This window comes from Anabaena azotica SJ-1 (assembly GCF_047275885.1).
Taxonomy (GTDB): domain Bacteria; phylum Cyanobacteriota; class Cyanobacteriia; order Cyanobacteriales; family Nostocaceae; genus Trichormus_B; species Trichormus_B azotica_A.
In genome coordinates, this window is record NZ_CP178454.1 from 1,874,010 (window position 1) to 1,898,515 (window position 24,506).

Below are 24,506 nucleotides of genomic sequence, written 5' to 3' on the forward strand. Positions count from 1 at the left end.
GAATGAATTCTAGAAGGCTCTGCCTTCTGTTAAATTAGAGGTAGAACCTCTATAATGGCATTCCCAGTCAGAGACTGGGAACGAGATATACAAGATATCTCTTCACAATAGCCTATCTATCTTCACAACTTCTGCAACAACTCCTGAGTTAATTGCATAAATGCCTTAGAACCGGCTGTATTAGGACTGAGTAAAGAAACAGGCATAAAACTATCAACCGCTTTAGCAACATTTACATCAACAGGAATTTGGGCTTTACATATTTTATCAACACCAAAATCTTCAACTACTCGGTGCATTACTTGTTTATAGTATCTGCCATTTAAAAGATTAGCACTGGACATGCTAAAGACAATTCCCAACATTTGGATATTAATTTTTGCCTCATGTTCATGACTATCTTTTAATTGGGCAATGCGTCTTTCTAATAATTGAATACCCACCACAGATAAAGGTTCTGGTTTAGCCGGAAGAATGTAAAAATCACTTGTGGCTAAGGCGCTGCGAGTCATGAGATTATAACCAGGGGCGCAATCTAAAAGAATAAAATCATATTCATCACGTACAGGTTTTAAAATGTCTCTAACCAGGACTCTTTCAAAGCGATTCCAAATTGTTTCAAAATCATTTTCTCCCAAAGCTACAGATTGATTATGCAGCATTTCTGAAACGACAAATTCATCATATAAGTCGATATCTCCCGGCAACATATCCAATCCTGGCAGCTTACATACTTCAGGATAAATGATGTCATTAATTGTTAATTTAGCATCTGGGTCTGGGTTAATAATTTCATCTATCAAATATCTAAAAGTCTTTCTTTGTTTACGACGTTTCGCAAACTCTACTGGTGACATGAGGCTGAGTGTGGCACTAATTTGACTATCTAAATCTAAGACCAGTACCTTTTTGCCATAATTTTTCGCCAAACAAGTAGCTAAGTTAACGGTGAGTGTAGTTTTACCCACACCACCCTTCATATTTGCGGTTGCAATTACATATCCCATTTTTACTTCCTCTGCTGACGCATTCCCATTAAGGTAGCGTACATATTATCCAATAGATTGAAACTTTGGCTAATTTAGTCTTTGGGAGGATGCGGAAATGTGTTTTGTAGAGACGTTGCATGCAACGTCTCTACATTATTTTCTGGAGATATTCCATCTAAACTGAAGGTATCCGAATTGTTTGCGCTAATAAGCTTTGTAAGCGATGGGATTGTGCGCCAGCTTGGTAAATTAAATCACCTTTACCTAGCAAATAAGCTGCTTTTGTTTGCTTTCCTCCTAAGACAATGCTAGAATCGGCTTCGCTGGAGGTACGTAAAGCGATTCTTCCGGGTAAATTTGAGCGAATAATTGGTGTGACAATACCAGCTTCTGGACGTTGGGTGGCAATAATGAGATGTATTCCGGCTGCCCTTGCCATTGCACCTAAACGTTTGATACTTTGTTCTAATGCTGTACGAATGTCTTTTTCTGCCATAAAATCGGCATATTCATCAAAAATGCAGACTATACGGGGTAAAGGTTGGGAGTAACGTTGATTATAGTTTTTTAAGTCTGCACATTTAGCTTTTTCAAATTTTTGATACCGAGATTCCATTTCTATAACTAATTCTTCCATTAGTTCTATCGCGCGATCGCTATCTTTGACAATCGGTGAATATAACCACGACATTTGTTCAAACTCTGGAAATGTTACCCGTTTGGGGTCAACTAGGGCGATTTTGAGGTGTTGGGGAGAATGACGGTATAGTAAACTGAGAAGTAAGGATCGCAAAAACTCACTCTTTCCGCTTCCAGTTGTTCCACCCACCAAAAAATGACAAGTATTAGGATCAGATAAATCAGCTTCTAACAAATTACCATCAATACCTATTCCAATTGCGATTTTTATAGGTGTGGTTGCTGGTAAAAATTGTTTTTGAATATAATCTTCAAATTTTGCAATTTGCCTATCTTTACGGGGTAAATCAACACTCACATAACCAGCTTGGGGAGCAATAAAAGGTGGATTTTCTAACCCCAACTGCACTTGTAAATCAGCAGACAATCTCAGAAGTGAATTAACCTTTACACCCAAATTAGGCTTAAGTTTCACACGAATAAACGCTGGACTAACAGCAGCACCATGATAATCAACACCAACACCAAAAGATTGCAGAGTTGCAACTAAAGCCTCTCCTATTTCATCAGCGTTAATACTTGTTGAACTCTCCTCCCTTTTTAAGTGGGAAGGATCAGATTCCACATTAAAAAAAGTTTGACATTTTTGCTGTTGAGGACAAATTTCACATAAATAAGGTTGAGTTGTAACAGGTGGTGGATTAGGATTTGGAGATTCCCAGCTTAACCACTGTTGCATCTGTAATAATTTATAGGGAATCAATTGATGAACCGTATTTTCTAGCTGTTCCCAAGAATATTTATACTCTTTAAATTCTGGTAAAACACAATAAACAGCAGAATCAACAGGCACTTTTTTCTTCTCCCATAACATATAACTATAGAGAGAAACTTGAGCCAATTGTGCTGCTGGATCTACAGATTGATAAGTTTTAAACTCCACCATACAAAGGCGTTTGAGTTCAAAATTAAAAACTAAACAATCAAATTCACCTCTTACTAATTGTTTTGTGCCATCAGGCAAATTAAAATAATGCTCTAAATTGCGTTCTTCATTAATAAAAGTATTTTTAATAACTGTATCAGCACTACAATAGCGGCGATTAATTACCAGTAATTCTGTAAATTGTTTAATAAGTCCTTGTATTCCTTGCCAAACTTGAAGTAATGCTGATGCTTTACTAGAATCTTGACTGATAGTATCTTGTAAATAAGGGAAAAATTTAATTTGATAGAATATTTGTTGAATTTCCAAGGCTATTTCATCTACATTTATACTGCTTGCTTCTGGATTGAATAAAGATTTAACTTTGGGTTCAACAAGAAGTAAATTAATGAAATCATCTGCTAATTTATGAAAAGCATTACCAATTCCAGATACTACATTTTTAGGAAAAAATATGGCTTTATCACCAAAATTATGGTTGAGATAAAATAATCGTGGACATTCAAAAGCTACTCTGACTTTTGTAGGAGTTAAAGATGAGTTTTCAGATTTATTGTTTACCATATTAAATATATTACTGATAGCATCAGGGTTGGATATTTCAAGTAAATGACGATGAACAGCAGCTAAATATACTGTATCCATTGCTGCATAGTTTAGTTGTTTTTGAGTGAGAGGACGTTTTCCCCAGTCACTTTTTCCTTCTTCTGCATCTACATTAGAAAAGTGGCAGAGTTCAGCAGCTAAAGTTTTTAGTTTTAAGTCGGTAGTTTGTAAGACTTTGCGCTTAATTTTTTGAGCTATTTTTAAAGTACAGGTAACATTTTGTGCTAGTTCTCTTCCTAAATATTTTAAATCAAAGCCAGCATTATGAAAGACTTTTTCAATTTCTGGTTTAACCATGATTTGGTTGATAAAATAATCTCTCAAATCAGGTTTATCTAACACATCAAAAATGTAAGAAGATTCACCAGTTAAGTCTGTAGGATCAGCCAATACCTGAATTAGCGATAGTTTGGGATTATCAGTGTACCAATCAGCAATTTCTGTATCTAGCCAAAGGGTTTTATAACTTGCTAGTTGAGATATTTGATTGTGGATTTCAGAAGCTTCTGTCAGGTAGTGCATTGGCTGATATAAAAAATGTGCTGGATAGATTACTTGTGAGGAACTAAACAAATTAATTGAGATTTTGGCTTGGCTTTGGGGTCAAGAATTTGAATTTTATTTTCCTCACATAGTTGTTTAATCAATACATTAATTTGATCTTCGTTAACTGTGGGAAAACTGCTAATAGCATTGTCAATTAAAGTTTGTCTTCCTAAAAAATGATGAGTTGTAACTAGATTGAATAAGTAATCTTTACATTCTGTTAATTCTGGTGGCGGTATGATCTTTTTAAAGATTCCCAAATCTTGTAATAGAGAACAACCTTCTAAGATATTAGACTCACGAATTAGTTCTTGTAAACTCTTGAAGTTGAGGTTTTTACTTCCTATTACCAAGTCTCCCTCACGAGCATCTTTGACTAAGTTGTGATATGTAACCAAGTAATGAACAGAATTAATATGTGGGGTGATGTGACGATGGGGAGAACCTGTAAAAAACGCTGTATAGCTTTGATAGCCTTGGTTCTTGGTATTACCTAATACTTCTGCACGAATGAGGTATAGGGTTAAGGTTGAATCTTTTTTAGCTGCTTTTTTGCACGCTTCCATAACATGAAAAAAAGTAGTCATATTACCATCTTCTGTCCAGACAACTCCTAAAGGTCTAGATTTATCTGACAATTTGTATTCTAGTGAATAACTAGCATACTTTGTACCTGTAAACAGTGGATATTTAACTCCCTCTACTTGCAAAGTTTCTAAAGCTTCTTGTAGCATCTTAATTAAATCCGGTGCAGAAAAATGGCGAATTTTAGTAATTTGGTACTGAACTTTATTAAATTCATCGCGCCATTTCAATTTAAAATCTGCAATTAATTCTGAAGAGTCATCTCTTTTTCCACCACACTTTAAGTCAGGTTTAAACTCACCTTTCCTACCACCAGCTAACCATTGCTTATATTGTTGAATTACATCTTTACCAAATATTATTATCTCTCTAGGTTTAGTTTTTCCTCCTGGAAATTCTTCCTCTAGATATTGGCGAGTTAAAGGGTAGATAGGAGATGATGGTTGAGGGTGTGCTTGATGGTGTAGAGAACAAAGACGAGATGATAACAGTGATTCTGCTTGCTTCAAATCAATACTTTTTAAATCAATTTTTTCATCAATACGATCTTTGTGACTTTCATTAATTCGAGATTTATTTTGTTTCCAAGTATCAGTTGCTATGCTGATAATGATCAGCAGGTTACTATTTTGTCCACTAATTATAGTATTGACGTTGAATAACGCTTGCAAATTTTGTCTTCCGTCAGGTAAAAGAGCAATACTTTCTAATTGGTCGAAACACAGGACAATTGGTTGAGTATCACCAGCGATTCTGCTAAAATTTCTTAGATTTTCTGTTGCAGATTCTTCTGTATCAATTGATTTTTTAATCCCTAAAGTTTTTAGAGAATCTTCACTTAAGTCATCACCTCGTAACCACTCGCAAGCCAATGGATAGAGTTCCGTATTAGTCAAATCATGCAAGACACCAAAAAAAACATCCGCATTGTAGATAGAGATACCTGCTTTTTTGTAGATATCCCTGAGTTTATTAATAAATTTTCCTCGCTCATTTCGCAGCAAATCAAGTACATCATCTTTGAAAATACGGTCTTTAACACTGCGTTCCTTGATAGAGGTTAATACATTTTCTACCCAAAGTAATAATTGAGAATCTTTTTGTCCCTCTGGAACTTGTACCAAACTATCAACCGTACATCGCAAAATATGCCGCCAAATTCTATCAGTTTCAGGAAATGGCGGAATGTAGACAAAAAATGCCTTATGATTGAATTTCTTTTTGAGTCTACCCAATAAATAAGTTTTGCCACAACCAGCCTCACCATCAAGTATTATAGTGCGTGTCTGATGATCTTGAACAACTTGATCAAGTGTTGTTTCAATTTTAGTGATCGCTTCTTGGTGAATAGAATCAATCGTAGGTTCTGGTTGTTGTTTATTCCAAAAGTTGACTGACCTAACGTTACCAAAGGGGTTAATACTCCTGAGAATAATCTCATCAATAGATGTCATAAGTTTGCTCTTTAATTCTCTGTAAGTTGAATAAAAAATAATGGACTTCCTGAACGCTGGCTAATTCCGGCTTTATATTGCTCTGGGGTGTATTCTTCAGCGTGAATAAGCCCCCTCAGTTCAATTTTGTCACTTTTTTGCAATCTATACAAAGCCCGATCTAAATCATCTCGTAATAAAGGCGGTTGTAACTTTTGCCGTAAATGGAAAATTGGTAAATAATTCTCTGTACCTAATTCCCGATCTAATTTCTTAATAGTCTCTAAAATTTCTTCATCACTGATATTGCTAGTAATATCAGAATGTGATTCTACATTATCAGAAACTAAAGTAGAAACTTGTTCTGACTTAACCCGCAAATTCTTCCGTAAAAACCGCACATAATTACCCAGCAAATTAAAGTCTATATTTGCTTTTCCTTCGGAAATATATTCATCCCGCAAAAACTCAATCCCTCTTTCAGTCAGCCAAACTTCAGCTTTGAGTCTTTGAATTTTGATTTCTGCTGAAATTAAACCCCGTTCACTCAAATTTTTCAATATCTCGGCGCGTTCCGCAGCTTTGAGAGAAGTGATTTCACTGGGGGCGATTTTAGCAGTAGCTTTACCGAGTTTATCCAACACTTTACGCTCTTTGTCAGTGATGGGTAACTCCGCTGGGTCTAGTTTCAACAGAGCCTGACCAGGGGGTAAAATTTTAACTGTAGCAATCTCACGGGAATAGTCTACCAGTTCGCGATCGCCTAAATCTCGACAAATTTTGTCCTTACCCTTAAAAGAACTAAAAGTGCTAGAACTCAAGCCAGCACGATAGTTAGGACATCCTAACAGCTTTAGGAGGAACTTTAACTCATTTGTATCCATAGGAAAAATCTAGTTGTATTTGAAGCCTGACTACTCTAGCCTGAATGAAACAAAATTGACACACGATTCTTATAGTAACTCTATATAAGTACCATTGGCTATTAGATACAACTCTAAGCATCATTGATGAGTAATCAGGAAATTAAACTTCTACCCTTTGCGCGAAACACCACCCCCATCATTAAACACCTGCTTCCCGCACTTGCTCAGTATAATCCTTGGGACGAAGCCGACGAAAAACCTGTAAAGCTAACTTCCGTAAACCGAGCGGTAAATAAGATAGCATCAAACCAAACATGATTTTTTTATCGCTTCCTAAAACCTGAGTTGATGCTTGTAAAAGTCTCCTTCCCTCGACAGAATCACCGTTTTCAATTAATCTTAAACCCCAAACTTGCTGAGTAACCGCTAATTTGTGCGATCGCAATTTTTCCAACTCTTCATCAACAAATTTGTAACTATTAATACAAAAAACCTTAGCGGCTAGAAAATGCAGATTTTGTTTTAAACTAGTCTGTCCACCATGAAACCGATATTCCATCAAAAATTCAGGTAAAAAATACCCTTGCTTACCAGCAATAGCCAACCTCACCAACAAGTCAAAATCCTCACATCCGTCAGCTTGTGGACGCATAAAATCCACTTCTAATAAACAATCTCGACGAAATAAAGTAGAACCAACTTGTAAGCTTTGATTGATAAAAGTTTCCCTAATTAAATCAGGAATTACACCCTGTTTGAGCTTATCCTTTCCCCACTTCCTCGAATTTTCCTGAGTAGCAGATTCAACTCTTTCATTATTTTGATTAATAATCCAATGATTTGTACAAACAAAATCTACATTCGTTTCTGCATCCAAAACAGCCACAGTTTTCTCTAAAAATTCAGGAGTAATCGCATCATCATCATCAAATTTAATAAAATAACTACCACAAGCAGCTTCAAAACCAGAACGCATATTTCGACTACGACCACCATTAACAGGTTGTCTGATATAGCGAATTCGTGGATCATCCCATTTACTGACTATTTCCGCAGTATTATCCGTAGAACCATCATCACAAATAATTAATTCAAAATCTGTGTAACTTTGAGCTAACACACTATTGACTGCATAAGGAAGTAAATTTGCGCGGTTGTAAGTGGGAATGCAAACACTAACTGTAGGCATAATAGAAAAAATTGCTGATGTAAATTTACTTTTTTAACTAGAATTGCTAAACTTTGATTTTGCTGAAAATCTCTTGCTAATCACTTTGAATTTTCATATTAGTAACTTGCTGTCCATAAATTCTTACGCAAAAATTCGTATTGGATTAAGTATATTAAGTGACATAATGTTATTATATTGTGGTAAATCTAGTCTATATACAAAGTAAACAATTTTTACCCTAAGATTATCAGATTTATGAATATCTTCATGCTATCTTCAACCTTTCCCTATCCACCAACCAGGGGAGGAACTCAAGTCAGGACATTTAATTTACTTAAGTATCTCAGCCAAAACCATAATATTACCCTGGTGACTCAACGTGAATCTGATGTCACAGACTTGGAAATAGCTGGTTTACGAGATTGCGTAGATAACTTAGTTGTTTTTGACCGTCCTTCAGATCAGCGAACATCAGCAGGAATACTCAAAAAAATTCAGCGATTAGGTAAATTTATCTTCACAGGAACACCACCAAGCGTCTTAAACCGCTACTCACTGGAAATGCAAGCATGGATTGACAACTTTGTGAAATCAGGTAAATGTGATGTAATTACCTGTGAACACAGCGTTAATGAAATTTATATACGTCCCTATTTTCAAAATCAGGTAAAAACTATCGTTAATATTCATAGTTCTGTTTATGGTACTTGTTTGAATCAGTTAGCAACTGGCACATCAGAAAATCAATTTAGAGATAAAATTAATCTGCCATTATTACGTCGTTATGAACAAGTTTATTGTTCTAAATTCTCAAATATTGTAGTTACTACAGCCGAAGATAAACAACAACTACAACAGTTTAATTCTCAAGCTGAAATCGCTGTCATTCCCAATGGTGTAGATTTAGTTTCTTTTCCCAACCGTCCTACAGATCCAGGTGGACATCGGATAATTTTTATCGGTGCAATGGATAATTTAGCTAATATTGATGCTGTTTGTTTTTTTAGCAATGAAGTATTACCAGAAATTCAAAAAATTTATCCTGATACCACCTTTGATATCGTTGGTTCTCGTCCAGATCCAGCAGTTTTATTACTTGGAGAAAAACCCGGAATTAATGTGATTGGTCGTGTACCTTCGATGGCAGAATATCTACATAATTCTACTATATGTGTCGTACCAATGAGAACAGGTTTTGGTATCAAAAATAAAACCCTAGAAGCGATGGCTGCGGGTATACCGGTGGTGGGGAGCGATCGCGGTTTGGAAGGATTAGCTGTAGATGGAATAAACACACCACTAAGGGCATTAAGAGCAAATCAACCCGCAGAATATATCGCTGCTATTTCTCAACTCTTTGAACAGCCAGAACTCAGATATCAACTCTCAACTCACGCTAGACAACTGGTAGAAACTCAATTTACTTGGGAAATCGCCGGTCAGCGTTATGAGGAAGTTTGCTTAGAAGATTAGTGATTATAATTACATTATTAGAAGAATCTGCCAAAATTTAAGGAGTCAAAATTCATGAGTAGTTACATCCATTGTCCTCGCAACAGCGTCACACCCCATCGAAATAGTGATGTAAGTAGTGAACAAATACCAGATTCTAGTTTGTGCGATTTTTGTTGGTATGAATACTGCTTTTGTTGGTCAGAATATTGCATGAATGAGTGGTATGAGATGCAAACACAGCATGATCACCAAAAGTTGCATAAAAAACCAGGCGATCGCCAATCTTAAAATTAACTATCTACATACACATATTTAAATACAAATAAAAATTAGCATCGTTTTTGCTCAATTGAATCACATAACTGTAGAGATGTTGTATGTAGCGTCTCTACATTTGTTACCAGTTTTTATCATTTTCAACTCAGTGTACACAAAATTACTGATTGAATCAACACAATTATTTACACTTATATTGATTACTTAACGTAAATTTATTTGTATATATATATTTACAGCATCCATTAGTGCTTAAAATTCAATATTATAGACAATGTAATTTTTAAAAGTTTCAATTAGCCAACAGTTTTCCCAAATTTAAAATAGTGTAATTTTTCCATCAACCCCTGCAACTAAAAAGTGCGAATTCCCGGTGAACATCGAATTATTTTGTCAACGTGCAGAACTACTACATCAGTATTTAGCAGATTTGTACCAGACTGCGATTGTATTACCTTGGATTCCTTCTGATTTAGTACCAGAAGCTTTTAAGGAACTTCACCATACATCAGATAAGCTACGAATAGCAGCTGAAGAACTGTATCAGCAAAATGAAGAACTGATTCAAACACGCAACTTACTGGAAACAGAACGCCAGCAATACCAAGAATTATTTGAGTTTGCACCAGATGGTTATTTAGTCACCAATCAACAAGGTATCATCCAAAAAGCTAACTATACAGCAGCACAGTTACTCAACATAGCTCAAAATTTTCTGGTTGGTAAACCCATAATTAACTTCATTCCACGGGAACAATACCAGCACTTTTACAGTGAACTCATCAAGATATCTCAATCTCCGCAAACCAAAGAAATATTATTACCCTTAAAGCCACGTCATGGCCATTATTTTAATGCTTCTTTGAAAGTAACATCTTTGGTAAAAAATGAACAGCAATCTGCTACCTTGTATTGGTTAATACGTAAAATTTCTGGGCTTCAGCCAGTAAAATCAACTGCTAGTCAGGATCAAAAAGACTTGATTGGCGATCGCCCCATCAATAAATATTCCAAAGGAGAAAATATACTTCTGAATCCGTTATTAATTTACTATGTAGTTCACGGTGTAGTTAAACTTAGTACCTTTTGCGACACAGGTGAAGAAATACTAACAGGATTAGTAACATCAGGAATGCTGTTTAGCTCTAGTATGACATCCTTACCTATTTACCAAGCAACAGGCATTACAGATATAGAATTAGTCTCCATTTATATATCAGAACTGACAGTTTTACCATCACTCAGCCATACCCTATTACCAAAAATCCAACAGCGATTAAAACAAACAGAATCTTTGTTAGTAATTGCAGCCAGAAAAAAAGTAGAAGATCGATTACTGTATTTATTGGAAATTTTAAAACAGCAAATTGGTGAACCAATACCAGGAGGAACTCGGCTCACCTTTCGTCTCACACATCAAGATATTGCCGATGCTTGCTACACCACCAGAGCTACTATTACACGCTTGCTTACTCAATTACAAAAACAAGGTGTGATCAGTTTTGATGAAAAAAAGCATATTATTTGTAAAAATATGCCGTAATTAGGGCTTGGTTAATAAAGCTAAAACTTAGATATATCAAGAGTTAGAAGGTTAAAAAGGTGAATCAGGTGCAAGGAATAAGCGTTGAAACTACCAAAAATCTATCACTGGATCTGATTCAAGACTATTCTTCTCTTCTTCTAATTCTTCCTCCTGACTCCTGACTCCTGACTCCTGCTGTAAAAGAATGTGTTTGTTAGTAAAGAATTGTCCCAACGTTATTGTTGTAAGCAGTGATCTTCTCGTCCTTATTGCTCGTTCCCGTACTTCCAAAAGGGTTAAAAGCAGCTACATTGGGAAAACCATTACCTGATACAACAGGTCTTTTAGCCAATACCATAGGATTGGATTGTCCACCACAGAAAAGCTGTTGTTCCACAGTGGATAAGTCAACTAAATGCTCGGATTTAATGATTTGCTTAAACATAAATTATCGCCTCACTTACTTAGGTATCATCCAATACTTATCGGTTAAGTGATAAGGGGAAAAGACAAAGAAAAACCTTTACCCTTAAACCTTTCCTAAGTGACAATTTTCAGGATCTTAACCAAGTCATATAGGGTGGGTATCTGCCTTATTTGTCAACTATAAGGATTATTAATGATAAATTCATAAATCCACAGAGATAGATTCAACTCCAAACAGGTAGCGGTATGGTTATGGTGACAGCATTTTTGGGGGTATTAGTCGTTCTTTTGGTAGGGTCAAGTGGACCCAAACGAGGCAATTTTGTGGTCGGCAAATTAGGAACAAAGGGTGTTACACCAAGCGCACCAGAGGCTTGAAGAGATGGCATACTTGTTTGATTACCTGTTCTGGGCATGGTGCTAAGGCCATTTTCCTGTGTAGTTTGAGGAGTAGCAATAGTCCCACCACATAACTGTTCAGCTAGAGTATCGTTAATTTCGTTGACTAACGTATTAGCTATTAATGAGTTTTCTGGACTAGTGAACATTTATTTCTCACTTATTTTTATTAGCCATGTTCCCAGAATAAATTAAACAAATTCTATTTAGAATGACCCTTGAGGCGTAATTATAGCAGGAGGCAGGAGGCAGAGGGCAGGAGGCAGGAGGAAAAGCCTTGTTATATCTACGTTTCAAGGATTAATCATGTCCTAATTATCCTGGCTACAGCTATATCAAAACAATCATCATCTTAAACAGCTTTTAACCCTCAATCTACTGTATATTTCTCCTCTGCTCCTCAGCCCCCCTACCCCTCTGCTCCCCTGCCCCTCTGCCCTTGCCCCCTGCAATCCAAAATCCAAAACAGGAAAAGGGACGCTCCTCAACGCCCCTTCTATGCAATCAATTCAGCCGTTAGCCAAATAATCCGTGGTTTTGGCAATTTGGCAGACAAAATTTTTCCGTTGCCGTTTTAATGGAAATATCAACAAAGAAGACAAAATCAGTAAGAATTGTTCATAGGGAAGGATTGCAGCCAACCCTGAGAACGAATACCCACTCGCCAGTTGTTGATGAAGCACTGAACAACACCCCTAAATGTTGTAGCAGTTTGTTAAACTTGTCGTCACTTCACTGCAACTGGCTAAAAATCTCACAGAAAAAATATAAATCTTTGAGCAGTTCATCCATTTTGTGGTTGGGCGTTTTTTGATTTTGCATATACTGTCTAGAAAACATTGATTGTTCATTAGTTTTTAGTCACGCAGCATTTGAGAAATAATTCTGTCTGCTTGTAATCGCTGATAAGTCAAGCGAATGATATTGGCGGAATCAAATAAGCCACGAACATAGCAAGCAAAACCTAAAGCATCCAACAACATCAAAGTAGTAACGCCTTCTTGTGATAAAGACAAGATAAATTCTGTAACCCCTGGTGCAGTGGTATCTACTGGCATTGTTGCCAGCAGAAAACGGATGCAATCAGCTGATACAATAGTGCCTTCTAATTCTTTAGAATCCGTTGCCAGACGGACAATACCCACCATAATTTGATTTGGAGTCATGCCTTCTTCCATCAGAAGGACAAATAAAGATGCCAGGCTGTCTGGGGTGTACTTGTCGAGTTTGATATTCATAGTGCTTACATAATTATGTGTAACAATAAACTCAAAATTTTTTGTATATCCGGAAAATTTAAGCCAATTTTTTTACTTTCTAGTAGTAAAACCGTAGTGATTGAGCCAGTCATAGATATGTTTGCCGAATGTTAAACTACAAGGCAACTTCTCGGCTGTGATCTGAGTCTCTACATTGAGCTTTTGTTTGATATATAGGCAATCTTGGGAAAATTTCTGAGGTGAAATGTGCGTCAAAGTCTAAAATCAGGGTTATTTTCAGCTGTATTTATCTTGAGTATGTTAGCTGTGATAATATTATCGTCACCTCTAAAAGCTCAAACGCCGATCGCTCAACAGCAAACCTCAGAGTTACGAGGGGTGTGGTTAACCAATATTGATAGTGATGTTTTGTTTGAGCGCGATCGCTTGCAAACAGCCCTGAAAAATTTAGATACCTTCAATTTCAATACTGTCTACCCCGCCGTGTGGAACTGGGGTTATACCCTCTATCCTAGCAAAGTTGCAGCGCAAGTCATTGGCAAATCTCTAGATCCCACACCGGGATTACAAGGACGAGATATGCTCCAAGAAATTGTGACAGAAGGACATAAACAAGGCTTAACCGTCATTCCCTGGTTTGAATTTGGTTTTATGGCTCCTGCGGATTCCCTTCTGGCCAAAAATCGCCCCCAATGGCTTACTAATCGGCGTGACGGTACAAAAATTGTCAAAGAAGGAACACACGATCGCGTATGGCTGAGTCCTTTTCGTCCTGATGTCCAGCAATTTATCCAAGATCTAATTGTGGAAATCGTCAAAAATTACGATATTGACGGTATTCAATTTGATGACCATTTCGGCTTACCATCAGAACTGGGTTATGATGCCTACACCGTGGCACTATACAAAAAAGAACACCGTGGTCAAGCACCATCAAAAAATCCCAAAGATCCAGAATGGGTGCGCTGGAGAGCCAACAAAATCACCGACTTCATGAAGCGGGTATTTACAGCTATTAAAGCTAATAAAAAGAATTGTCTAGTTTCCGTAGCTCCCAATCCACAACGCTTTTCTTATGAATACTTTTTAGCAGACTGGCAGAAATGGGAACGGATGGGATTAATAGAAGACTTAGTTTTGCAGATATATCGTGATGATTTAAATGTCTTTGTCAGCGAATTAGAATACCCAGAAGTGAAAGCTGCACGGAAACATATACCTGTGAGTATTGGCATTTTGAGCGGGTTAAAAAATCGCTCAGTTTCCATGCAACAGATTAAAACCCAAGTTCAAAAAGTGCGCGAACGTAAATTTGCCGGAGTTTCCTTCTTCTTCTATGAAACCCTCTGGAACATCAGCCAAGAAAAAGCCCCAGAACGTCAAGCGGATTTCCAGCAAATCTTCCCCAAACCAGCAACCTATCCCAATTTACTAGCAGGGTGGAAACCGTAGGAGATTGGGTGATGGGGTGATGGGGTGATGGGGTGAATTACTTTCTATCTGCCTCCCCTGCTTCCCCTGCTTCCCCTGCTCCCCCTGCCCCTCTGCCCCTCTGCCCCTCTGCCCCTCTGCTCCCCTGCTCCCCTGCTCCCCTGCCTCATTACCCTATTCCCAGCCTTCCAGCTAAAGCAGGTGTTAAAGGTAAGAGAGTAGCAATCATCAAAAATAGAGCTAAAAGACATAAAGCAGCCCTAGCATCATCAGGTTCAGAGACTTCATTCAAACTAGGGCGTTCTGCATCCCGTTGTAAGAAGAAAATCACGATCGCCCAATACATAGCCAGCGTATTACCCAAAGATACCAACGCCAGCAAAATTAAAGTCGCAACAGTCGCCCTTCCTGCGGTTTTGCGTCCATAAATCGCCTGGACAATGCGCCCACCATCTAATTGTCCAGCGGGCATTAGATTTAAAGCCGTAATCACCAATCCCAGCCAACCAATGATGACTAGAGGATGAACATTTACAAACGGCTCTTGTACAGCCGAACCCAGCACAACCCGCGCCAAGCTACCTACTAAAATTGAGCCTTGGAAAAACTTATTTGGTAATTGAAATAAACTACCAGGGTGGGAAAGTAACAAACCTGTCACCAGCATGATCAAAGAAACAATACCGCCAAAAGCTGGCCCTGCCAAAGCAATATCAAATAATGCCTTACGATTAGGTAATAGAGACTCAAAGCGGGTAATTGCCCCAAAAGAACCAATCTGCACAGCTGGTAGGAAAAAAGGCCAACTCAATTTGACCTGATGCTTTCGTGCCAGAAACCAATGACCAATTTCGTGAGCTATCAATATTGTAAATATTCCCAACCCGATAGGCAAAGCCTCGGAAAACCTGCCTGGATTAGAAAATAAATCGAAATTCAGCAATAATCCTGCCGCTTCTAAATTGGTGGCGATCGTTGCTACCAAGAGAATCACCGCAAAGACTTTTTGTGGTAACTGGATCGGCTTTGGGTCAGTACGACTAGGTAAAACAATCATCACCGGTTTACCGTCTGTATTTTCCACTAAAAACAGGCGGTATTTATCACCTAACCGTTCCTGCAAACTTTTCATGAGACGGTTGTGAACTTCCTCTGGTTCTCCCCGCAAATTTCCTTTAAAAATCGCACCTTCTTGATAGGGGATGGTTTCTGTAGCGAAAAATGTGTCAATACCGAAAATACCTTTAATGGTATTCAAATCTTCCTCTGGTATTGTCATTGGTTGCAGTTTCACTTCTGCAATCACTACTGGATTATTGGTATTTGCTGTAGCTGCATCTGCAAGTCTTTCTGTTGCTCGTTGTTTGAGAATGGCATCTTGACCAGCTTGGCGTAACTGTCTACCTAAGAAGATATACACACCAGCAGAAGTCACTACCAATAACAATATACCCGCTATATTGATATAAATTCCGGTGGCAAACAAGCCAAAAAACAACAGCCAAGGAGTCATCAATACTACTGACTGTAACCAGGCTAAGATTCCCAGTTTACCAAAAGGTCTGGCGCGGTAAAAGCCCCAACCCAAAATTCCGAACGCTACCAGCACAACTGCTGCAATTATAGGAGTTTCTGATGAAGTAAACATCTCCAAACCTTTGCTATTGAGATCAAGCCAGAACAAGTCCGGTTTTTTAGATATAGTTAATAACTAATCTATAACGCAGGTTGTAGTCTATCCAAAATAATGCTTTTATTGGGAGTTATTGACCTAAATTGACAAATATAATGTTTTATGGTATAATAAGCGGTCAAATTAGCAAATTATTTACTTGCTGCTGGCTGAGTCATGGGAATTTCCATCACAAATTCCGTTCCTTCTCCCAGGGTCGAGTGACAACATAAATTACCGTGATGTTTCTCTACTATAATTTGGTAACTAATAGACAGTCCCAAACCTGTACCTTTACCTACATCTTTAGTTGTAAAAAATGGTTCAAATAACTTGGGCATAATTTCTGGGGAGATTCCTGAACCGTTATCCCTGATGCGAATAGCTAATCGGTCATTATTACTCTTTTCAGTAATAATATGAATTTCTCTTTTTCGATTAACTAGACTTACATCTTCTAAAGCATCAATAGCATTACTCAAAATGTTCATAAATACTTGATTTAGTTGACCAGGATAACATTCAATTAATGGCAAGTCACAATAATTTTTAATTACTGCAATTTCTAAGAAATTTGGCTTTGCTTTCAGACGATTATGCAAAATCATTAAGGTACTATCTATGCCTTCATGAATATTAGCTAATTTGATTTCTGCTTCATCCAAGCGAGAGAAATTTCGTAATGATAGAACAATTTCTCGAATCCGCTCAGTTCCCAAATTCATAGAATTCAGGAGTTTTACTAAATCTAATTTTAAAAAATCTAATTCGATATCTGCAATTTTGTCTTGAATTTCCTCTGGTGGTTCAGGCAAGTATTCTTGATATAATTCAACCAGGCTTAACAAATCTGTAACATATTCATTGGCTGGTGCAATATTTCCATGAATAAAGTTAACGGGATTGTTAATTTCATGAGCAATACCCGCTACCATATTACCAAGACATGACATTTTTTCACTATGAATCAGTTTGATTTGTGTCTGCTTAAGATCCCTAAGAGCATTTTCTAGGTTTTTGGTTTGTTGTTGTAAAATGATTTTTGAATTTTTGAGTTCTGTAATATTTGTAGATACGCCTAAAATTTGCTTGACTTGACCATCGGGACTACGATTAAAAACTGTGTCTCGACTATATAACCAACACCATTGACCATTTGCTTGTCTAACCCGATATTCAATCTCTAAAATTTCTCCATCTTGAGCATTGATGAATTTTTGAAAATGCTCTAATATCTTTGGTTTATCTTCTGGATGAGTAATAATAGAAATTAAATTTTCTCCCATTTCTAGAATTTCTTGCTGGGAGTAGCCAAGTAAATTAGTAATTTCTTTATTTGCGTAAACATTGCATTGTTTTTCTAAATCAAAAATATATAGAATATTGGGAGAAGATTGAGCAATACGTTGAACAAAGTTCTGGCTTTCTCGGAGTGCTGCTTCTGCTTTTTTGCGCTCGGTAATATTTATGCTTGTTCCCACGATGCGATAAGTATTACCGCAACTATCTGTGAGGGGATTGAGTGTGGTTAGCCACCAATTCGGTTCATTGTTAATCGTCAGAAATTCTTCATAGCTCATACTTGTACCAGATTCGATACAAGTTTGATAGCGTTGACGTACTGCTGCTCCTTCTACTTCTCCATATAAATATTCTGGCTTTTTGCCAATAATTTCTGCTTGACTTATACCTGTTAATTTTTCTCCTGAAGAATTCCAACCTGCAAAAGAAAAATCGCCATTTTCTACAATATCAATTACAAATATGATTTGGGCAACGCCTTCATAAATACTGCGGAGAAATTCTTCTTTTTCCTGTAATTGTGCTTCTGCTTGTTTGCGTTCGCTAATGTCAAATAAACAGCCATACCAAAGGACTGAATTATCGGTTTGACGCTCTGGTCTAGCAATAGCTTTCACCCATTTTTGATGAATGGAAGATGTTTTAATTCGCCACTCAGATTCATAATTATCTAGGGTTTGAGCAGAGTGAAAAAATGTGGAATTGATGTCGCTAATATCATGAGAATGAACCGAATTAAATATTATTAATCCATCTTGTTGAATTTGTTCTGGTTCTAATTCTAAAAGTTCTCGACATCCTGATGATACGTATGGAAAGGACATTTCGCCATTGGTTGATAAACGAAATTCATACATCATGCCTGGTACATTGTCTGCTAATCTTTGTAACCGAGCTTCGCTTTGATATAAAGCAACTGTACGTTCTTCGATTTTAGTTTCTAACTCTTCATTTAGTTTTTTTAATGCTTCTTCTGCCTGTTGACGAGCAGTGATATCTAAAAGGACTCCACAAAAAATAATTTCCCCTTGTTCATTTTTGGTTGGTGTTGAATCTCCTTGCCACCAACGTATTTCTCCATTAGATTTTACTAGTCTTCCTTTATAGTGCCAAGGAGTAGAGTTTTGGATAGCTTCAATTACCGAATTAACATAATTATTAAAATCTTCTGGGTGGATAAGAGCAATAAAAGTATCAAGATTTTGCATCATTTCACTAGCTGTAATTCCTGCCAGTTCCCAGATAAAATCACTAATATAGTCTACTGTCCAAATGTCATTGCGGTTGGTGAATTGAAAAATTGCCCCTGGAAGATTAGTAGCAATATCTCGTAAACGTCTTTCACTTTCTGCTAAAGCTATTTCTGCTCTTTTGCGTGTGGTAATTACCTCTGTAAACATGATAATTCCACCAATTTGATTGGTATCTTGATACCAAGGATGTATTTCCCATTTCACCCATTCAATTGTTCCATCAGTACGAAAAAATTTATCTTCTTGGCATTGTTCAAATGCACCTTTTAAACAGCGTTGGTGAATTTCTCGCCAATGTTGGGGAAGATGGGGCAAAATTTCATAATGACTACGGCCTATAATTTCTTGATCTCCTAATCCATAGTCTTCTCGCCAGCGACGACTTGCTAGTAGATAATGCATCTGGCGATCAAATATTGCGATCGCAGCTGGTGTATATTCCAGAAATAAACCCATTTGTTCATAATTATACCTCACAGGAGTTGATAACTGAGCCTGACTCAAACTGTCTACAGCTTGACGTAGTGTGACTAGTTCCTGTTGTAGACAGTCATAAGTGTCTTTATTTACGGTGATAAGCTCACAAGTCATAGTCTTGATAAGTTCGGGAGTTCAGAAGACAGGATGCAGGATGCAGAATTACTTTTTCTCCATAAGTATGCTACTCAGAATTATTTCATGGAGAAACTCAATCAAGATCCTTTTATAAGGTTAGCCGATTAATAGGGTAATAATAGAGTAATATTTGTGCGATCGCACCAAACCATTAAGGCTGAAACTAAAAAAGCTTATTGCATCGGCTTTTGAATCTTTTTCAACTGAATATTTATTTTTGCTAATCGCCACTAATGCAAAAAAGGCAAAGAATACCAATCTTAATAAGTCAGATTTTTAAGTAATTATCTATATTCTTACACATTTCGGATGATCTCAACTAATTTACATATCATCCTGTGATTAAAATGTATAAAAAATTATGTATAATTGACCTTTTGATAGATTGGTAAAAATGATAAAATCTGTATATTTAGATATACTAACACATAATGGTTTTAAATGCCTCATGCTCAATGGGTAATTTCCAAATCAAAATCAACATATTCAGATAGAATTTTAACTATTCATCCCTGTAAATTCCTTCCTATCAACCATGACATCCCCTGAGTCTAAAACTGATTTTCCAGATATTCCCCAGCCATCATTTGAGCCACCCCCCAAATCACAACGGTGGATGAGATTATTGATAGCTATCGTCCTAATCATTGGGGGCGGAGGAGCTATAACTTGGCGTTTACTGACACCTGAAAAACCAAGTCCAGCATTAGCTAATACTCAACCCCTAGCGATAAAAGTCAAATTATCAACAGTACAAACAGGTACAGTCGAAGATACTACAGAGTATATTGCTAATTTAGAATCCAGGCAATCAGTTAATCTCCAACCCAGAATTCAAGGTCAAGTAACCCAGATATTTGTAAGATCAGGCGATTCAGTATCAAATGGTGCCGCCATAATGCAAATAGATGCTAGACAGCAACAAGCCGCAGTTAATAGTTTATCTGCTGCTGCTCAAATAGCAAAAGCACAACTAGAAAATACCCGTGCTACCCTCCAATCTTTGGAAGCAGAAAAACTCGGTAAAGTTGCTGATCTACGCTTAAACCAACAAGATTACAATCGCTATTCTGAATTAGCTAATCAAGGGGCTGTAGCTCGTCAAACAAAAGATTTGTATTCAAATAAACTAGAAACAGCTAAAGCCGAACTCAATGCCATAAATTCTCGGATTCAAGCCCAAAAAGCCAGCATATCTCAAGCGGAAAAATCCTTAGAACAAGCTGATGCAAATATTAGACAACAACAAGTTCAACTTCAGTATTATAAAATAATTGCGCCCTTTAGTGGTACAGTTGGCGATATTCCTGTGAAAATAGGTGATGTAGTCAATATTTCTACACCATTAGCTACTATTACCCAAAATCGACCTTTAGAAGTAAAAATCCCTATTCCATTGGAAAAAGGACCCCAATTACGTCAGGGACTACCAGTAGAACTAATGAATGCCCAAGGTCAAACCTTGGCTACTACCAAAATATTTTTTATCTCTCCAAATATCAACAATAACTCTCAATCTATACTCGTTAAAGCACTTTATGATAATTCCGCAGGTCAGTTGCGAGCAGATCAATTAATTCGAGCAAAAGTGATTTGGGATCAGCGTTCAGGGATTCTTATTCCTACTACAGCCGTATCTAGAATAGCAGGAGAAAATTTTGTATTTGTAGCCCAAACAGAAAAATCCCCTCAAGGCAATTCCCAATTAATAGCTAAACAAAAGCAAGTGAAGTTAGGGGATATTAAAGGTAATAATTACCAAGTAATTGCAGGATTGAAAGCAGATGAAAAACTCATAACTTCAGGAATACAAAACCTCCGAAATGGGCTACCAATAATTCCTGAAAATGAGGTGACAGGTGATAGGTGACAGGTAACAGACCCTATATCCTATACCTTATTCCGTATTCTCCATACCCTATTCCCTATTTATGTTTGTTAATTTCTTTATTAAGCGACCGGTATTTACCAGTGTCTGCGCTATTATCATTTTGCTGGTAGGAGTAATTAGTATTCCCACCTTACCTACAGCACAATATCCAGAAATTAGTCCGACTCAAATTATTGTCACTTCTAACTATGTTGGTGCTAGTGCAGAAGTGGTAGAAAGCACTGTCACCTCTATTCTTGAACGGCAAATTAATGGCATCGAAGGCATTAAGTATATGACTTCGAGCAGTAGTAATGATGGCACTAGCACCATTACAGTTACATTTGATGCTTCACGTGATAAAGATATTGCCGCAGTTGATGTCCAAAACCGTGTTTCTTTGGCTGAACCTCAGTTACCAGATGCAGTTAAGCAAACGGGAGTGACAGTCAACAAGCAGTCTAACAACATCCTGTTGGGCATGGGTTTGTACAGTGAAAACAAAGAATTTGATAACGTCTTCTTAAGTAATTACGCTGATTTATATATAGCTGATGCCCTCAAACGGATTAAAGGTGTCAGTGAGGCGCGAATTTTTGGAGAACGTCGTTATGCGATGCGTTTATGGCTTGATCCAAATAAATTGGCTAGTCGCAATTTAACCACCAATGATGTTGTTGATGCTCTCAATGAGCAAAATTTACAGGTGGGTGTGGGGCAAATTGGACAACAACCAGCCCCAGAAGGTCAAATGTATCAAATTGACTTGAGGGCAATTAGTCGGCTGACAGAACCGCAGGAATTTGACAATTTAGTGATTAAAACTGCGACTGATGGTAGTTTGATTAAATTGAAAGATGTGGGTAGAGCAGAACTGGGCGCTCAAAACTATAGTTCATTTCTGAGATTTAAGGGTGAAGAAGGTGTAGGTATAGGGATATTAGCTACACCTGGAAGCAATGTTTTGAACGTTGCTAGATCTGTGAAAAAGGAAATGATGCGACTTTCCCAAAGCTTTCCACCAGGAATGAAATATGATGTGGCATTTGATACCACTAGTATTGTAGAAGGGTCTTTAAAAGAAGTTATTAAGACTCTTTTAGAAGCCATTGGTCTAGTTATTCTCGTAATTTTTATTTTCTTACAAGATTGGCGTACCACTTTAATTCCTGTCATCACTATTCCCCTATCCTTAATTGGTACTTTCGCATTCGTTAAAGTCTTTAATTTTTCCATCAACACTTTAACGATGTTTGGATTAACCCTAGCAACAGGAATGGTAGTTGATGACGCAATTATTGTAGTAGAAAATATCTCCCGTTTAATTCAAGAAAAAGGTATTCATCCCCGTAAGGCTTCCTATTTAGCCATGACTGAACTCACTGGGGCGGTAATTGCCACGTCCTTGGTATTAATGGCTGTGTTTGTACCTGTGGCTTTTTTCCCTGGTTCAACAGGACAAATTTATAAACAATTTGCTCTGACCATTGCTTTTTCTATTGCTATTTCCACTTTTTTAGCCCTAACTCTCACACCTTCTCTTGCTGCTTTATTGTTACGTCAAAGTCCTCCACCTAGAGGTATTTTTGGTTTTGTTTTCGGTATCATCAACGGCTTTTTAGAAGCCATGCGGCGGGGATATGCAAGCAGTTTAAGATTATTAACAAGAGTTAAAGCTATTGTCTTAGTTGTATTTATTGCTTTAATTGGGTTCACAGGTTGGCTTTATTTAAACGTCCCAACATCTTTTCTACCTGACGAAGACCAAGGTTATTTCATCACCATTATTCAAGCACCAGAAGGTTCTTCACTTAAATACACTAGTAATGTCATGAGTGAGGTGGAAAAGAAAATTCTGAACATACCAGAAGTTACAGGAACTTTTGCCATTGGTGGTTTTAGTTTTAGTGGTAATAGTGCTAATAGCGGCGTAATTTTCAGTACCCTCAAATCTTGGGATGAACGGAAAAAACCTAATCAGTCTGTCCAAGCCATAATTGGTCAATTAAGACAAACATTTTCCAGCATTACTGAAGCTAGTGTTTTCCCAGTTAATCCCCCTACAATTCGCGGTTTAGGTAGTTTTAGTGGTTTTCAGTTTCAGTTACAAGATGTAGCGGGAACAAATAGTTTAAATTCCATGCTGGAAGTCGTCGGTCAATTTATGATGCGGGGTAATCAAACTCCTGGATTACAGGCTGTATTTAGCACTTTTAAAGCTAACACACCGCAAATTCTCATTGAAGTAGACCGCAATAAAGCTAAATCTCTACAAGTTAAAATTGACGATATTTTTAGAACTCTACAAACTTATGTGGGTTCAAGATATGTCAATGATTTTAATTTTCTCTCTCGCACTTACCGGGTATATATTCAAGCAGATTCTCAATTTCGTGCTAATCCAAATGATATCAATTCCTTGTATGTGCGTTCGGAAAATGATCAGATGATTCCTTTGAGTAGTTTGGTGAAATTGACCTCGACTACGGGAGCGCAAACTATTAATCATTACAATTTATTCCGTTCCATTGAAATTAACGGTTCTCCTGCTTCTGGTTTTAGTTCTGGACAAGCAAGCATGGCTATGGAAAAACTAGCTAAGGAGATTTTACCCACAAGTATGGGTTATGAATGGTCGGGTATTGTGGCGGAAGAAAAAGAATCAGGTGGACAAGCACCAATCATTTTTGGTTTGGGTTTGATTTTTGTATTCTTGGTGTTAGCTGCTCAGTATGAAAATTATGTTGATCCTTTGATTATTATGCTGTCAGTTCCTTTAGCTATTATGGGGGCTTTAGCATCGCAATCTTTACGGGGTTTAAGTAATGATGTTTTTTGCCAAGTTGGGTTAGTAATGTTGATTGGTTTGGCAAGTAAAAACGCGATTTTGATTGTGGAATTTGCGAACCAATTACGAGAACAACAGGGTTTATCAATTACTAAAGCCGCTGTGGAAGCTGCACAAGGTCGTTTACGTCCAATTTTGATGACGGCTATTTCTACTCTGTTGGGTATTTTTCCTTTAGCTGTTGCTACTGGTGCAGGTGCTGGTAGTCGTCAATCTCTGGGTACGGCGGTGTTTGGTGGGATGTTTGTGGCGACTTTTTTAAGTTTGTTTATTGTGCCAATTCTGTATATTATTATTGGCAAAATTCGTGAGCGTTTCCAACCTGTTCGGAAGTATCCGCTTTTGGATGTTAGTGAGGATGAGCAGGTTTTGTATAAATAAGATTGACAACGCAAAGGAGAAAAAAAGGGTTACAAGGTAGAATAGGGGGGTA

General features: G+C 37.3%; 16 protein-coding genes. 6 read left to right on the forward strand and 10 right to left on the reverse strand.

Annotated elements, in window-relative coordinates; translation table 11 throughout:
* Positions 1-122 precede the first annotated feature (122 nt).
* From ACLLO5_RS08315 to ACLLO5_RS08335, 5 genes are all read right to left on the reverse strand, one after another.
* On the reverse strand, positions 123-1,007 hold the full coding sequence (locus tag ACLLO5_RS08315; protein WP_413174990.1) for a ParA family protein: 885 nt from the start codon (positions 1,005-1,007) through the stop codon (positions 123-125).
* A 157-nt stretch (positions 1,008-1,164) separates the two neighbouring features.
* On the reverse strand, positions 1,165-3,702 hold the full coding sequence (locus tag ACLLO5_RS08320) for a DNA translocase FtsK (RefSeq protein WP_413174991.1): 2,538 nt from the start codon (positions 3,700-3,702) through the stop codon (positions 1,165-1,167).
* Positions 3,703-3,731: 29 nt separating this feature from the next.
* Positions 3,732-5,765 carry an ATP-binding protein gene (locus ACLLO5_RS08325; protein ID WP_413174992.1) on the reverse strand — a complete coding sequence of 678 codons (2,034 nt, stop codon included), beginning with the start codon at positions 5,763-5,765 and terminating at the stop codon, positions 3,732-3,734.
* Positions 5,766-5,776: 11 nt separating this feature from the next.
* The gene (locus tag ACLLO5_RS08330; protein ID WP_413174993.1) at positions 5,777-6,628 is read right to left on the reverse strand and encodes a transcription factor RcaD; all 852 of its coding nucleotides are present in this window, start codon (positions 6,626-6,628) and stop codon (positions 5,777-5,779) included.
* Positions 6,629-6,809: 181 nt separating this feature from the next.
* Positions 6,810-7,799 carry a glycosyltransferase family 2 protein gene (locus tag ACLLO5_RS08335; protein WP_413174994.1) on the reverse strand — a complete coding sequence of 330 codons (990 nt, stop codon included), beginning with the start codon at positions 7,797-7,799 and terminating at the stop codon, positions 6,810-6,812.
* 237 nt (positions 7,800-8,036) lie between these two features.
* Here ACLLO5_RS08335 and ACLLO5_RS08340 point away from each other — a divergent pair, with 237 nt between their 5' ends.
* From ACLLO5_RS08340 to ACLLO5_RS08350, 3 genes are all read left to right on the forward strand, one after another.
* Positions 8,037-9,254 (forward strand): glycosyltransferase family 4 protein, encoded by a 1,218-nt coding sequence (locus ACLLO5_RS08340; protein ID WP_413174995.1) that lies wholly within the window; start codon positions 8,037-8,039, stop codon positions 9,252-9,254.
* A gap of 54 nt (positions 9,255-9,308) precedes the next feature.
* On the forward strand, positions 9,309-9,524 hold the full coding sequence (locus tag ACLLO5_RS08345; RefSeq protein WP_413174996.1) for a hypothetical protein: 216 nt from the start codon (positions 9,309-9,311) through the stop codon (positions 9,522-9,524).
* A 361-nt stretch (positions 9,525-9,885) separates the two neighbouring features.
* Complete coding sequence (locus tag ACLLO5_RS08350) at positions 9,886-11,055, forward strand: helix-turn-helix domain-containing protein (protein ID WP_413174997.1); 1,170 nt, start codon at positions 9,886-9,888, stop codon at positions 11,053-11,055.
* 196 nt (positions 11,056-11,251) lie between these two features.
* On the opposite strand, the gene ACLLO5_RS08355 is transcribed toward ACLLO5_RS08350, so the two are convergent.
* The 3 genes from ACLLO5_RS08355 to ACLLO5_RS08365 form a co-directional block, all read right to left on the reverse strand.
* Complete coding sequence (locus tag ACLLO5_RS08355; RefSeq protein ID WP_413174998.1) at positions 11,252-11,482, reverse strand: hypothetical protein; 231 nt, start codon at positions 11,480-11,482, stop codon at positions 11,252-11,254.
* Between the two features lie 205 nt (positions 11,483-11,687).
* Positions 11,688-12,011, reverse strand: a complete 324-nt coding sequence (locus ACLLO5_RS08360) for a hypothetical protein (protein WP_413174999.1) — start codon at positions 12,009-12,011, stop codon at positions 11,688-11,690.
* Between the two features lie 708 nt (positions 12,012-12,719).
* Complete coding sequence (locus ACLLO5_RS08365; protein ID WP_413175000.1) at positions 12,720-13,100, reverse strand: hypothetical protein; 381 nt, start codon at positions 13,098-13,100, stop codon at positions 12,720-12,722.
* Between the two features lie 279 nt (positions 13,101-13,379).
* On the opposite strand from ACLLO5_RS08365, the gene ACLLO5_RS08370 reads away from it, so the two are divergent.
* A complete protein-coding gene (locus ACLLO5_RS08370; protein ID WP_413175001.1) occupies positions 13,380-14,534 on the forward strand; it encodes a glycoside hydrolase family 10 protein in 1,155 nt (384 codons plus the stop codon).
* A 148-nt stretch (positions 14,535-14,682) separates the two neighbouring features.
* Here the strand turns inward: ACLLO5_RS08370 and ACLLO5_RS08375 are convergent, their stop codons facing one another.
* The gene (locus tag ACLLO5_RS08375) at positions 14,683-16,161 is read right to left on the reverse strand and encodes a site-2 protease family protein (RefSeq protein ID WP_413175002.1); all 1,479 of its coding nucleotides are present in this window, start codon (positions 16,159-16,161) and stop codon (positions 14,683-14,685) included.
* Between the two features lie 176 nt (positions 16,162-16,337).
* Positions 16,338-19,331, reverse strand: coding sequence for a PAS domain S-box protein (locus ACLLO5_RS08380; RefSeq protein WP_413175003.1), 2,994 nt, complete (start codon positions 19,329-19,331; stop codon positions 16,338-16,340).
* Positions 19,332-19,890: 559 nt separating this feature from the next.
* On the opposite strand from ACLLO5_RS08380, the gene ACLLO5_RS08385 reads away from it, so the two are divergent.
* Positions 19,891-21,225 (forward strand): efflux RND transporter periplasmic adaptor subunit, encoded by a 1,335-nt coding sequence (locus tag ACLLO5_RS08385; RefSeq protein WP_413175004.1) that lies wholly within the window; start codon positions 19,891-19,893, stop codon positions 21,223-21,225.
* A gap of 61 nt (positions 21,226-21,286) precedes the next feature.
* Entirely contained in the window at positions 21,287-24,454 is a 3,168-nt protein-coding gene (locus ACLLO5_RS08390; protein WP_413175005.1) for an efflux RND transporter permease subunit, read from the forward strand.
* The last annotated feature ends 52 nt before the right edge of the window (positions 24,455-24,506 follow it).

Bases quoted from the DNA above. Each gene is read 5' to 3' on its own strand.
- ACLLO5_RS08315 (WP_413174990.1), bottom strand. From the start codon at position 1,007: ATGGGATATGTAATTGCAACCGCAAATATGAAGGGTGGTGTGGGTAAA.
- ACLLO5_RS08320 (WP_413174991.1), bottom strand. From the start codon at position 3,702: ATGCACTACCTGACAGAAGCTTCTGAAATCCACAATCAAATATCTCAA.
- ACLLO5_RS08325 (WP_413174992.1), bottom strand. From the start codon at position 5,765: ATGACATCTATTGATGAGATTATTCTCAGGAGTATTAACCCCTTTGGT.
- ACLLO5_RS08330 (WP_413174993.1), bottom strand. From the start codon at position 6,628: ATGGATACAAATGAGTTAAAGTTCCTCCTAAAGCTGTTAGGATGTCCT.
- ACLLO5_RS08335 (WP_413174994.1), bottom strand. From the start codon at position 7,799: ATGCCTACAGTTAGTGTTTGCATTCCCACTTACAACCGCGCAAATTTA.
- ACLLO5_RS08340 (WP_413174995.1), top strand. From the start codon at position 8,037: ATGAATATCTTCATGCTATCTTCAACCTTTCCCTATCCACCAACCAGG.
- ACLLO5_RS08345 (WP_413174996.1), top strand. From the start codon at position 9,309: ATGAGTAGTTACATCCATTGTCCTCGCAACAGCGTCACACCCCATCGA.
- ACLLO5_RS08355 (WP_413174998.1), bottom strand. From the start codon at position 11,482: ATGTTTAAGCAAATCATTAAATCCGAGCATTTAGTTGACTTATCCACT.
- ACLLO5_RS08360 (WP_413174999.1), bottom strand. From the start codon at position 12,011: ATGTTCACTAGTCCAGAAAACTCATTAATAGCTAATACGTTAGTCAAC.
- ACLLO5_RS08365 (WP_413175000.1), bottom strand. From the start codon at position 13,100: ATGAATATCAAACTCGACAAGTACACCCCAGACAGCCTGGCATCTTTA.
- ACLLO5_RS08370 (WP_413175001.1), top strand. From the start codon at position 13,380: ATGTTAGCTGTGATAATATTATCGTCACCTCTAAAAGCTCAAACGCCG.
- ACLLO5_RS08375 (WP_413175002.1), bottom strand. From the start codon at position 16,161: ATGTTTACTTCATCAGAAACTCCTATAATTGCAGCAGTTGTGCTGGTA.
- ACLLO5_RS08380 (WP_413175003.1), bottom strand. From the start codon at position 19,331: ATGACTTGTGAGCTTATCACCGTAAATAAAGACACTTATGACTGTCTA.
- ACLLO5_RS08385 (WP_413175004.1), top strand. From the start codon at position 19,891: ATGACATCCCCTGAGTCTAAAACTGATTTTCCAGATATTCCCCAGCCA.
- ACLLO5_RS08390 (WP_413175005.1), top strand. From the start codon at position 21,287: ATGTTTGTTAATTTCTTTATTAAGCGACCGGTATTTACCAGTGTCTGC.